The 12,608-nt window shown below is 51.9% G+C and carries 10 protein-coding genes and 2 pseudogenes; 5 read left to right on the forward strand and 7 right to left on the reverse strand.

The window, feature by feature from the left end; translation table 11 throughout:
- Positions 1–10 precede the first annotated feature (10 nt).
- Positions 11–835, reverse strand: coding sequence for a glyoxylate bypass operon transcriptional repressor IclR (iclR, locus tag ACFK9X_RS02270; protein ID WP_000226434.1), 825 nt, complete (start codon positions 833–835; stop codon positions 11–13).
- Between the two features lie 304 nt (positions 836–1,139).
- On the opposite strand from iclR, the gene metH reads away from it, so the two are divergent.
- Together metH and ACFK9X_RS02280 are read left to right on the forward strand one after the other, a co-directional pair.
- Positions 1,140–4,823, forward strand: coding sequence for a methionine synthase (gene metH / locus ACFK9X_RS02275; RefSeq protein ID WP_151115406.1), 3,684 nt, complete (start codon positions 1,140–1,142; stop codon positions 4,821–4,823).
- A 266-nt stretch (positions 4,824–5,089) separates the two neighbouring features.
- Positions 5,090–6,721 (forward strand): Na/Pi cotransporter family protein, encoded by a 1,632-nt coding sequence (locus tag ACFK9X_RS02280; protein ID WP_023237622.1) that lies wholly within the window; start codon positions 5,090–5,092, stop codon positions 6,719–6,721.
- Positions 6,722–6,810: 89 nt separating this feature from the next.
- On the opposite strand, the gene pepE is transcribed toward ACFK9X_RS02280, so the two are convergent.
- A complete protein-coding gene (gene pepE / locus ACFK9X_RS02285) occupies positions 6,811–7,500 on the reverse strand; it encodes a dipeptidase PepE (protein WP_000421783.1) in 690 nt (229 codons plus the stop codon).
- Positions 7,501–7,571: 71 nt separating this feature from the next.
- Here pepE and ACFK9X_RS02290 point away from each other — a divergent pair, with 71 nt between their 5' ends.
- Genes ACFK9X_RS02290 through rluF form a run of 3 tightly spaced genes read left to right on the forward strand, consistent with a single transcriptional unit; the run spans position 7,572 to position 9,163 of the window.
- Complete coding sequence (locus ACFK9X_RS02290) at positions 7,572–7,673, forward strand: hypothetical protein (RefSeq protein ID WP_151115408.1); 102 nt, start codon at positions 7,572–7,574, stop codon at positions 7,671–7,673.
- A gap of 34 nt (positions 7,674–7,707) precedes the next feature.
- Positions 7,708–8,247, forward strand: a complete 540-nt coding sequence (locus ACFK9X_RS02295; protein ID WP_001096724.1) for a DUF2058 domain-containing protein — start codon at positions 7,708–7,710, stop codon at positions 8,245–8,247.
- A gap of 46 nt (positions 8,248–8,293) precedes the next feature.
- Complete coding sequence (gene rluF / locus ACFK9X_RS02300; RefSeq protein ID WP_000954619.1) at positions 8,294–9,163, forward strand: 23S rRNA pseudouridine(2604) synthase RluF; 870 nt, start codon at positions 8,294–8,296, stop codon at positions 9,161–9,163.
- Here rluF and ACFK9X_RS02305 read toward each other — a convergent pair.
- From ACFK9X_RS02305 to ACFK9X_RS02325, 5 genes and pseudogenes are all read right to left on the reverse strand, one after another.
- Positions 9,160–9,432: a DUF3811 domain-containing protein gene (locus ACFK9X_RS02305; RefSeq protein ID WP_001207628.1), complete on the reverse strand. Its 273-nt coding sequence runs from the start codon at positions 9,430–9,432 to the stop codon at positions 9,160–9,162. The two genes, rluF and ACFK9X_RS02305, sit on opposite strands and share 4 nt — an antisense overlap.
- A gap of 97 nt (positions 9,433–9,529) precedes the next feature.
- The gene (gene panS / locus ACFK9X_RS02310) at positions 9,530–10,471 is read right to left on the reverse strand and encodes a ketopantoate/pantoate/pantothenate transporter PanS (RefSeq protein WP_151115410.1); all 942 of its coding nucleotides are present in this window, start codon (positions 10,469–10,471) and stop codon (positions 9,530–9,532) included.
- A gap of 261 nt (positions 10,472–10,732) precedes the next feature.
- Positions 10,733–11,460: pseudogene (locus ACFK9X_RS02315) on the reverse strand (hypothetical protein).
- 610 nt (positions 11,461–12,070) lie between these two features.
- Entirely contained in the window at positions 12,071–12,325 is a 255-nt protein-coding gene (locus tag ACFK9X_RS02320) for a DapH/DapD/GlmU-related protein (RefSeq protein ID WP_001687571.1), read from the reverse strand.
- Between the two features lie 30 nt (positions 12,326–12,355).
- A pseudogene (locus ACFK9X_RS02325) lies at positions 12,356–12,582 on the reverse strand (hypothetical protein); the annotation flags it as partial.
- Positions 12,583–12,608: the final 26 nt, after the last annotated feature.

Below are 12,608 nucleotides of genomic sequence, written 5' to 3' on the forward strand. Positions count from 1 at the left end.
GCTGCTCATTTCAGCGAGTTCCACCATAGGCCAGCGTCACCTCTTTCGCCGCTTTAATCACCATGGCGCCAAGTTCGGTGACGCGATCGTCGGTAATGCGTGAGCAGGGGCCGGAAATAGAGAGGGCCGCAAACGGTTCGCGGTGTTCGTCATAAATACACGAGGCCACGCAGCGCAGACCGAGCGCATGTTCTTCGTCGTCAAAGGAATAGCCGCGCTTGCGTGTTTGGGCGAGGTCATCTTTCAGATGCAGCGGCGACACCAGCGTCGCATGGGTATAAGCGTGCAACCCCTTGCGGTGCAGCAGACTGGTAACCTGTTCCTCACTGAGCTGTGATAAAAACGCCTTGCCCGCGCCAGAGGCGTGCATGGGCAGCTTGCCGCCAATAGGGGCGGACATGCGCATCAATTGTGTGCACTGCACCTGGTCGATAATAATAGCCTGATGGTCGCTCTGGTCGAGTACGGCAAGGTTTACCGTTTCGCCGGAGTCCTCCATCAGCTTGCGCAAAATCGGATGGACAATCGCCAGCAGATTACGGCTCTGTAAGAAGCTGCTACCGACGATAAACGCGTGTGCGCCTACGGCCCAGTGGCCCAGCTCACCAACCTGGCGGACAAAACCCTGTTGCTGCATGGTGGTGAGTAGACGGTGAGTCGTGGAATTAGGCAAACCCGCCTGTTGCGCCAGTTCGGTCAGCGCGACGCTGCCGTTGGACTCGGCAATCCACTCCAGCAGCTTCAGACCGCGAGTTAATGACTGAACCTGCCCGGTTACGGGTGCAGTGGTAGCGGCAGGTTTTCTCCCGCGTTTCGCGGGAACAGGGGCAACCATGGCAGACTCCTTTTTCTGTATCGTGGAAATCATTTTCGTTTTATTCAATTATAATGCAAGAGTTCCTGAACTGATCGGATGAGTGACATCACAGGATGCCCGATGGCGCTTCGCTTATCAGGCCTACGCTTTGGGAGCCGCCAAAGTAATTTGTAGGCTGGATAAGGCGCTTGCGCCGCCATCCGGCAAAGCGACAGAAGTGGGTGGCAAGCTGAACATGTCTCATGTTGCCCGTTGTTCTCTTTTCCGCCAGCACGCTTTGTGCCAGTATGGCTCGTTACGTGGAGCGTTGTCGGGAGCGAGTGTGAGCAGCAAAGTTGAACAACTGCGTGCGCAGTTAAATGAACGTATTCTGGTGCTGGACGGCGGTATGGGCACCATGATCCAGAGCTATCGTCTACATGAAGAAGATTTCCGCGGGGAGCGCTTTGCCGACTGGCCCTGCGACCTGAAAGGCAACAATGACCTGCTGGTACTCAGCAAGCCGGAGGTGATCGCCGCTATCCACAACGCCTACTTTGAGGCTGGCGCGGATATCATCGAAACCAACACCTTTAACTCGACAACCATTGCGATGGCGGATTACCGGATGGAATCCCTGTCGGCGGAAATTAACTATGCGGCGGCCAAACTGGCGCGTGCCTGCGCTGATGAATGGACGGCGCGAACACCAGAAAAACCACGCTTTGTTGCGGGCGTGCTTGGTCCAACTAACCGCACGGCCTCCATTTCGCCGGACGTCAACGACCCGGCGTTTCGTAATATCACCTTCGATCAGCTGGTGGCGGCCTACCGTGAATCCACCAAAGCGCTGGTGGAAGGTGGCGCAGATCTGATTCTGATTGAGACCGTTTTTGACACCCTGAATGCGAAAGCGGCGGTGTTTGCGGTGAAAGAAGAGTTTGAAGCGCTGGGCGTTGACCTGCCGATCATGATTTCCGGCACCATCACCGACGCCTCTGGCCGTACGCTTTCCGGCCAGACTACCGAAGCCTTTTATAACTCGCTGCGCCACGCCGAGGCGCTCACTTTTGGCCTTAACTGCGCACTGGGGCCAGATGAACTGCGCCAGTACGTCCAGGAACTGTCGCGGATTGCCGAATGCTACGTCACCGCGCACCCGAACGCCGGCCTGCCGAACGCTTTCGGCGAGTATGACCTCGACGCCGACACCATGGCGAAACAGATTCGCGAATGGGCGGAAGCGGGCTTCCTGAATATCGTTGGCGGCTGCTGCGGCACCACGCCGGAGCATATTGCGGCGATGAGCCGCGCCGTTGCCGGTTTGTCGCCGCGCCAGCTGCCGGATATCCCGGTGGCCTGCCGCCTTTCCGGCCTGGAGCCGCTGAACATTGGTGACGATAGCCTGTTTGTCAACGTCGGCGAACGTACTAACGTCACCGGCTCGGCCAAATTTAAACGGCTGATCAAAGAAGAGAAATACAGCGAAGCGCTGGATGTCGCCCGTCAGCAGGTAGAAAGCGGCGCGCAGATTATTGATATCAATATGGATGAGGGGATGCTCGACGCCGAAGCGGCGATGGTGCGTTTCCTCAGCCTGATTGCCGGTGAGCCGGACATTGCCCGTGTACCAATCATGATCGACTCCTCCAAATGGGAGGTTATCGAAAAAGGGCTGAAGTGCATTCAGGGTAAAGGCATCGTCAACTCTATTTCGATGAAAGAGGGCGTGGAAGCCTTTATTCATCATGCGAAGTTGCTACGTCGCTATGGCGCCGCAGTGGTGGTGATGGCTTTTGATGAGCAGGGGCAGGCCGATACCCGCGAGCGTAAAATCGAAATTTGCCGCCGAGCCTACAAAATTTTGACCGAAGAGGTAGGCTTTCCGCCGGAAGACATCATCTTCGACCCGAATATCTTCGCCGTCGCCACCGGTATTGAAGAGCACAACAACTACGCGCAGGACTTTATCGGCGCTTGTGAAGACATCAAACGCGAGCTGCCGCACGCGCTGATCTCCGGCGGCGTGTCTAACGTGTCCTTCTCGTTCCGCGGCAACGACCCGGTACGTGAGGCTATCCACGCGGTATTCCTCTACTACGCCATCCGCAACGGCATGGACATGGGCATCGTCAACGCCGGGCAACTGGCGATTTATGACGATCTGCCCGCCGAGCTGCGCGATGCGGTTGAAGATGTCATTCTTAACCGTCGCGATGACGGCACCGAGCGTTTGCTGGAACTGGCGGAGAAATATCGCGGCAGTAAAACCGACGAGGCCGCCAGTGCCCAGCTGGCGGAATGGCGTAGCTGGGACGTGAAAAAGCGTCTCGAATACTCGCTGGTGAAAGGCATTACCGAGTTTATCGAACAGGATACCGAAGAAGCCCGTCAGCAGGCCGCCCGCCCGATTGAGGTGATTGAAGGGCCGCTGATGGACGGCATGAACGTGGTCGGCGACCTGTTCGGCGAAGGGAAAATGTTCCTGCCGCAGGTGGTGAAATCCGCTCGCGTGATGAAACAAGCGGTGGCCTACCTGGAGCCGTTTATTGAAGCCAGCAAAGAAAAAGGCTCCAGCAACGGCAAGATGGTCATCGCCACCGTGAAGGGCGATGTGCACGACATTGGCAAGAACATTGTCGGCGTGGTGCTGCAATGCAACAACTACGAAATCGTCGATCTCGGCGTGATGGTGCCAGCGGAGAAAATCCTCAGAACGGCGCGTGAAGTGAATGCCGATCTGATTGGTCTTTCCGGGCTTATCACCCCGTCGCTGGACGAAATGGTCAACGTGGCGAAAGAGATGGAGCGTCAGGGCTTTACTATCCCGCTACTGATCGGCGGCGCAACCACTTCGAAAGCGCATACGGCGGTGAAAATCGAGCAGAACTACAGCGGTCCGACGGTCTACGTGCAGAATGCTTCGCGTACCGTGGGCGTGGTGGCGGCGCTACTCTCCGACACCCAGCGTGATGACTTTGTCGCCCGTACCCGCAAAGAGTACGAAACCGTGCGTATTCAGCACGCCCGCAAAAAACCGCGCACGCCGCCGGTCACGCTGGAAGCGGCGCGCGATAACGATCTGGCATTCGATTGGGAACGCTACACCCCGCCGGTAGCCCACCGTCTGGGCGTGCAGGAGGTGGAAGCCAGCATCGAAACTCTGCGCAACTACATCGACTGGACGCCGTTCTTTATGACCTGGTCGCTGGCCGGCAAATACCCGCGCATTCTGGAAGATGAGGTGGTGGGCGTTGAGGCGCAGCGTTTGTTTAAAGACGCCAATGATATGCTGGATAAACTGAGCGCCGAGAAACTGTTGAATCCGCGTGGCGTGGTGGGCCTGTTCCCGGCGAACCGCATCGGCGATGACATCGAAATCTATCGCGACGAAACCCGTACTCATGTTCTGACGGTCAGCCACCACCTGCGCCAGCAGACCGAGAAAGTCGGTTTTGCCAACTACTGTCTGGCGGATTTTGTTGCGCCGAAACTGAGCGGCAAAGCGGATTACATCGGTGCTTTCGCGGTGACCGGCGGTCTGGAGGAGGATGCGCTGGCGGACGCCTTCGAAGCGCAGCATGACGACTACAACAAGATCATGGTGAAAGCGATTGCCGACCGTCTGGCGGAAGCGTTTGCCGAGTACCTGCATGAGCGTGTACGTAAGGTTTACTGGGGATATGCGCCGAACGAGAGCCTGAGTAACGACGAATTAATCCGCGAAAACTACCAGGGGATTCGCCCGGCGCCGGGTTATCCTGCCTGTCCGGAACATACCGAAAAAGGCACTATCTGGCAGCTACTGGATGTCGAAAAACACACCGGGATGAAGCTCACCGAATCTTTCGCCATGTGGCCTGGCGCGTCGGTCTCCGGCTGGTACTTCAGCCATCCTGAGAGCAAATACTTCGCGGTAGCGCAGATCCAACGCGATCAGGTGACAGATTATGCTTTCCGTAAAGGAATGAGCGTTGAGGATGTTGAGCGGTGGCTGGCGCCGAACCTGGGTTACGATGCGGACTGATTCATAAAATCGTCACTTTTCCTTACAACATACAAGGCACTCATTGGGTGCCTTGTCTCTTTCTTACAATTAAACCCTTATACTGAAGGAAGGCTCTACGCTGAATTTGCCGGATGGCGGCGTAAACGCCTTATCCAGCATACCGTATTACGTATGATAAGCCCGGTGGCGTGCAACGCCACCAGGCCTTAACGCTGTGCGCCATCAGGCAATTTATCGCAAGTGAGCTTCAGGAAAACGTATAACGATAAGGAGAACCTGACGCCGTGTTAACTTTGCTCCATCTACTTTCTGCCGTTGCGCTGTTGGTATGGGGAACACATATCGTTCGTACTGGCGTAATGCGCGTGTTTGGCGCGCGTCTACGCACTGTCCTCAGCCGCAGCGTGGAAAAGAAACCGCTCGCCTTTTGTGCGGGTATCGGTGTTACCGCGCTGGTACAAAGCAGTAACGCCACCACTTTATTGGTAACGTCGTTTGTCGCCCAGGATCTTGTCGCCCTGACGCCAGCTCTGGTGATTGTGCTGGGCGCTGATGTGGGTACTGCGCTAATGGCGCGTATTCTCACCTTTGATTTGTCGTGGCTATCGCCGCTGCTGATTTTTATTGGCGTGATTTTCTTTTTGGGACGTAAGCAGTCCCGCGCCGGGCAGCTTGGTCGCGTCGGTATCGGGCTTGGCCTGATTCTACTGGCGCTGGAGCTGATTGTGCAGGCAGTGACGCCGATCACTCAAGCTAATGGCGTGCAGGTCATTTTCGCGTCGCTGACGGGCGACATTATGCTGGATGCGCTGATTGGCGCGATGTTCGCTATTATCAGTTATTCCAGCCTGGCGGCGGTGTTGCTGACAGCAACCCTGACGGCGGCGGGGATTATATCGTTCCCGGTGGCGTTGTGCCTGGTCATCGGCGCCAATCTGGGATCGGGCCTGTTGGCGATGCTCAACAACAGCGCCGCCAATGCTGCCGCGCGTCGCGTAGCGCTCGGCAGCCTATTGTTCAAATTGATCGGCAGCCTGGTCATCCTGCCGTTTGTCCATCCGCTGGCGAATCTGATGGATGAGCTACCGCTACCGAAATCAGAGCTGGTGATCTATTTCCACGTTTTCTATAACCTGGTGCGCTGCCTGGCGATGGTGCCATTTGCCGAGCTGATGGCGCGTTTTTGTAAACGAATTATTCGTGATGAGCCTGAACTGGATACCCATCTGAAGCCGAAACATCTGGATGTCAGCGCGCTGGATACGCCAACGCTGGCTCTGGCTAATGCTGCCCGTGAGGTGTTGCGCATTGGCGATGCGATGGAACAGATGATGGAAGGGCTAAAAAAGGTCATGCACGGCGAACCGCGTGAAGAGAAAGCGCTGCGCAAGCTGGCGGATGACGTTAACGTGCTCTACACCGCGATTAAGCTTTATCTGGCGCGAATGCCGAAAGACGAGCTGGCGGCGGAGGAGTCCCGCCGGTGGGCGGAGATTATTGAGATGGCCCTGAACCTCGAACAGGCGTCGGATATTATCGAGCGAATGGGCAGTGAGATTGCCGACAAGTCGCTGGCGGCGCGTCGGGCATTTTCAGAAGAAGGATTGAAAGAGCTGGATGCGCTTTACGATCAACTGCTCAGTAATCTGCAACTGGCGATGTCGGTCTTTTTCTCCGGCGATGTCACCAGCGCCCGTCGGTTGCGCCGCAGTAAACATCGCTTCCGTATACTTAATCGCCGATACTCACATGCGCATGTCGACCGCCTGCACCAGCAGAACGTGCAAAGCATTGAAACCAGCTCGCTTCATTTAGGGCTGCTGGGCGATATGAAGCGTCTTAACTCACTGTTCTGTTCGGTCGCCTATAGCGTACTGGAACAACCGGATCAGGACGAGGAACGGGGCGAGTATTAAGTGAAATGCCGGGTGGCGGCGTAAACGTCTTCCGGCCTACGGAGAACATGCGCGTAGGCCCGCCATTCGGCATTCAATGTGGCCTGGGATTAAAAGCGATGACCCGCTTCCAGCGCCACGGCCTCTTCGCCCGCTTTAAACACCCAGGTGGTATTCGGGCCGCCGAGAACCGCCTGTCCGTTGCTCACCTGAATCCAGTTACCTTCCGGCAAACCAATCACTGTCAGTTCCGGCGCGACCACCAGCAGTTCGCGAATACGCTGCTCGCGGGTCTCGCCCTTATGACCTTCCGGCAAGGCGTTAGTGAAGTGAGGATTAATTTGCAGCGGGAACAGATCCAGCGCGTCGAAACCGTTTGGATCGACGATCGGCATATCGTTGGTCGTGCGGATAGTCGGGCAGGCAAGGTTGGCGCCCGCGCTCCAGCCGATATACAGCGCGCCGCGTTTTACCCTGTCCGCCACCGGCGCCAGCAGCCCGCGTTCACGCGATTCTTTCAGTAGCTGGAAGGTATTTCCGCCGCCGACAATAATGATTTCCGCTTTCTCAATCGCCGCAAGCGGATCGGCGACACGATGAATCCCTGTGACGTTTATCCCTAATGGCGCAAGTACCTCTGCGGTTTTATCCGTGTACTCGTCCCATGTTTGCGTGACGCCGGCAAACGGAATAAACACGGCTGAACGTCGACCGTTCAATTGATTCGCTATCAGCGGCAGAGCGTGTTCCAGCCAGGCTTTACCCGGCAGCGTCGAGTTACTTAATAAAAGCAGTTCCATTACTTCTCCACCTCATCAGGAAATGTCGAAACGTAATAATGCTACCATTATCCATTTAATGTCTTACTGATATGGCTCATGATGTTACGCGTGTTACAGGCAAAGCGCGGTCGCTAAAAGTGACGCAAGGCCAGATCTGCCATCTGGTATCGCCTGAAAAATTACAGGTATAATCCGCAAAATTATTTAACACGTTTAGAGACGAAAATGGCAAAACTGACCTTACAAGAGCAACTGCTACAAGCGGGATTAGTGACCAGCAAAAAAATGGCCAAAGTCCAACGCACGGCTAAAAAATCACGCGTTCAGGCTCGTGAGGCCAGAGAGGCGGTGGAAGAAAATAAAAAGGCGCAACTTGAGCGTGATAAACAACTCAGTGAACAGCAAAAACAAGCGGTTTTAGCGAAAGAGTTTAAAGCTCAGGTTAAGCAACTTATTGAAATGAATAGAATCAATGTATCTAAAGGCGATATTGGTTTTAACTTCACCGATAATAACGTCATCAAAAAAATAGACGTGGATAAGCTCACCCAGACGCAACTGATTAATGGGCGTCTCGCGATTGCGCGTTTGGTTATCAATAACAGCGGTGAATGTGAATATGCGATTATTCCCGCGAGCGTCGCCGATAAAATCGCACAACGAGATGCGGACAGTATTGTCGTAAACAGTGCGCTGAGTCAGGAAGAGCAGGACGAAGATGATCCGTATGCCGATTTTAAAGTTCCTGACGATTTGATGTGGTAAGTCACATTCCCGACGTTTATGTAGAAAAATTTCTCAGAGAGTAAATATGCTGACCGACACATCTACCCGGCTTAATAAATATATCAGTGAAAGCGGCATCTGTTCGCGTCGCGAGGCGGACCGTTTTATCGAACAGGGCAATGTTTTTATCAACGGCAAACGCGCCGCCATTGGCGATCAGGTGGTCGCCGGGGATGTTGTTAAAGTAAATGGTCGGTTGATTGAGCCGCGAGAAGCGGATGATTTAGTGCTGATTGCGCTGAATAAACCGGTTGGCATTGTCAGTACCACTGAAGACGGCGAACGCGACAATATTGTCGATTTTGTGAACCACAGCAAACGTATCTTCCCGATTGGTCGTCTGGATAAAGACTCGCAGGGGCTGATATTTCTGACTAACCACGGCGATCTGGTCAATAAGATTCTGCGTGCCGGTAACGATCACGAAAAAGAGTATCTGGTGACGGTGGATAAACCGATTACCGACGAGTTTATTCGCGGTATGGGCGCTGGCGTGCCGATTCTGGGTACCGTCACCAAAAAATGTAAGGTGAAAAAAGAGGCGCCGTTTGTCTTTCGCATTACCCTGGTGCAGGGATTAAACCGTCAGATCCGCCGTATGTGTGAATACTTTGGTTATGAAGTGACGAAACTGGAGCGTACGCGCATTATGAACGTCAGCCTGAGCGGGATTCCGCTGGGCGAGTGGCGCGACCTGACGGACGATGAGCTGATCGATCTGTTTAAGTTGATTGAGCGTTCCTCTTCCGAAGCCAAACCAAAGGCCAAAGCGAAGCCGAAGACCACGGGTATTAAGCGACCGGTCGTGGCGATCGAAAAAAGCAATGAGAAAGCACGCCCGACATCAAGCGGTAAGCGCTTTACCTCGCCGGGACGAAAGAAGAAAGGGCGTTAACGTCTGCCGCGCGTCGGCGTATTCGCCGACCAGGAGAATGACGCTTCCGTATCGGGTTTATACGCCTGCTTTTTCTTCAACTGGCGGGCTTTTTTCGCTTCAGCCTCACGCAGCGCCATCAGCTTATCGATGTACTCCTTTTTTACGCTGTTGGTCTCAGAATTGGTCAGCGGACGACCGTGTGCAATACGGGCGCGGTCCAGCAACGTTTTCAGTTCGCGCTGTTCGCGCTCGGTCATCTCTTTTTGGGTAATGCGGGGGAGTGCCATACGGGTGCCCTCAGTTAGCCGATGCATTTAGTCTACGGCAATACGCAACGGGCGGATAGCGTGTAAGCCGGGTAAGCTTGCGCCACCCGGCAATATTTTAATTTACCTTTGCCGTTTCGCCCGATTTTTCAACAATCGGTTTCCCGGACCAGTAACCAGCCAGTAGTGACCCTGAAAGGTTGTGCCACACTGAGAACAGCGCGCCAGGCAGCGCTGCGAGCGGGCCAAAGTAGATTTTACCCAATGCAGCAGCAAGACCAGAGTTCTGCATCCCGACTTCGATCGCCAGCGTTCGACAGGTTGACTCATCAAAACCGAACAGACGTCCACCCCAGTAGCCGCCAAGCAGGCCAAGGGTGTTATGCAGGATCACCGCGATGATCACCATAAAGCCGACGGAGGCGATATGTGAAGCTGAACCCGCGACCACCGCGCTGATGATTGCCAAAATGCACACCATCGAGAATGCTGGCAGATAAGGTTTTACCGCTTTCACTACGCGCGGAAACAGATGGTGAATCACCAGCCCCAGCGTGATTGGAATGACCACAATCTGTAGAATGCTCAGCAGCATACCCATCACGTCGACTTGAATATGGGCATCGACGTACAGGCGCGTGAGTAGTGGTGTGGCGACCACGCCGACCAGCGTGGAGACCGATGAAATGGTGACTGAGAGCGCGACGTCTCCCTTCGCCAGATAGATCATTACGTTAGAGGCGGTGCCGCTGGCTACGCTGCCGACCAGTACCATCCCGGCGGACAGATCTGGCGGCATCTTAAACAGCAACGCCAGCAGCCATGCCGCAAGCGGCATTACCAGATAGTGCAGGAATATCCCTGCGGCGACAGGGGCTGGTCGGGAGAGCACGCGTTTAAAGTCGTCAACGTTAAGATGGACCCCCATACCGAACATAATCAACATCAGTAGTGTCGCGACCCACGGCCCAACAGGAGTAAAGGTGGATGGTGTGTAATACGCAATGAGAGAGAGCAGCAGCGCCCATAACGGGAACAGCCGGGTAATGACGGCGAGCATGTTGTTTTCCTTGCAAGTATGTTGTGTTTGTTATCAACGGGTCAGGATCGAGCCAGACCATAGTTATTGTTTATCGCGTGAAGGAAGATTATTCAAACAAATTACGCTCATGATCCAGTGTGGGCACGTGGCAGGCTGGATGACGCGCCTGCGTCGCCATCCGGCAACGTATCGCCCGATGGCGCTTACGCTACCGTATTAGAAATATATAGAGGTTCTGGTGGCGTAAAGAAAAGCGCCGGCATTGAAGAGAAGGAAGCTTTAACGCAGTGATAACTTATATTGTTTCACTTTGCTTTGGATTGTGTTTTTTAAACTAAAGTAAGGCACCCAGGGCAATGCTGTGTTCCAGGGGCGAGGGGAACCATGAAAACAGACTATGCTTGCTCCGTCAGGTAATTTTCCATTACCTGTCCCATCGTATAGTTCAGGGTTAAAACCAATCATTTTTGGTGTTGCTATATTAGCTTTGTAACTAATAATTCTTCCGGGTAAGATGTTTTGCCATCTTTCAGCATCTTGACATATTCTGCCGATAAATCCTTGATCGCCATGATAGGGTGGGGTTCTTATGGCATTGATTTCCTTTTCAGGATTTTTCATAAATTCATCCCACACATTTTTTTTGCGGGTGCAGGAATAAACATAATACCTGTTGCTGGCGCAACTGAAGCACCATGCTGAGAAAAGTCATTAAGTAATGTTATTTTTTTCATAGTTGTCAGAGGAGTAATATCTCCCACAATAACGCTATCTATATCAATATAGAGAATATCCTTATTACCAAGAACAGGATGCAGTGGATTGAAAAGTTCTAGTTTTGCCCACCATCCTGGCCAATCATACAAAAGAGGCGCTGTATTTACTCCTTTTATCTTTAGCGCATCTGTTAAACAAACAGAATCATAACCTTTGAGCTGCTTATGTAACCATTGAGCATGTTTTGTGGTGAAGTCTTTGCTTTGTCTGAGCACAGAAACAATAATCATTATATTCCCCTGTGAATATTAGGTGTTTTTAGCCGTGTTCCACTATATTTAATGTGCTTTATATTGCAACAAAATTAGTGTTCATATGGTTATTGAAGTTTAATTACATTCAAGATGTGAATGTAATTAATTTGTTTATAATGTTATTAATATATGTAATGTAAGTTGATAAATGGTTTAGTGATTGTTTTGTCTTTTATATTTCCATGGGGAGATATAAAATAAGAGTTGGGATGGGAGTGATCTTATTTCCCCTTTTTGTTTCTGGTGGTTTTTACGTTGCTGAATTGGATTAAACACTTCAGTGTTTAAAGCGTGAGGTCTGCAGTATTTTTATCCATCTTCTCAGGCAACCGAGAGGCGGGTGTCCCGGAGTTGGACAGACTGCAGTGATGTTACGAGAACGATGCCCGATAGCGTTTACGCTACCGGGTCTTACTAAACGCTCTATCAGAATAGTGATGTAGACATCAGGTCAGAGAATGAACTTAACAATCATTCACAAAAGAAATGTTTTATTTTTAGTCTATTAACCAGACGAGAAAAGCCTATAAAATATTTCAATATTAAGATTTAGATTAATCCCATTTTTTGTGATTTATTAATGGGATTACTTCTGATGTTTTTTTGTAATATATATGCTATTTGCTGGAATGCTTTTATTTACAAATGACATTGCTCCAATAGTAACATTATCACCGATAGTAATAGAGCCTATAATGCAGGTGTTTGCTCCTATATCTACATTATTGCCAATAATAATGAAATCATCTTCTTTTAAACCTTGCTTGTTTCCTACTGTTGTATTTTGCTTAAGCGATAAATTACAACCGATACGAGCCTTTTTCGTGATGACGATCCCCATGTGATGCGGAATATCCAAACCATAGCCGATTACTGCTCCCAGCTCTATATCAATTCCAAATTTGGAATTTAGCTTGCGATTAATCCATAATCCAGTTTTTTTCTGTTTTTTTGAGCCATAGATATACATCTCATTTGCCAGACGCCACCAAAATAAAAAGTTACGACGGCGATTGTTATTGGCCTGCATAAGTAATCGACATAATGAAAATTCATTCCTGCGAATAATCTCATGCCGCCAGTATTCCCGTAATCCACTTCCTTTTTTAGATATGGAAAATAAT

Source organism: Salmonella sp. WC3 (assembly GCF_042932255.1).
Classification (GTDB): Bacteria; Pseudomonadota; Gammaproteobacteria; order Enterobacterales; family Enterobacteriaceae; genus Salmonella; species Salmonella enterica.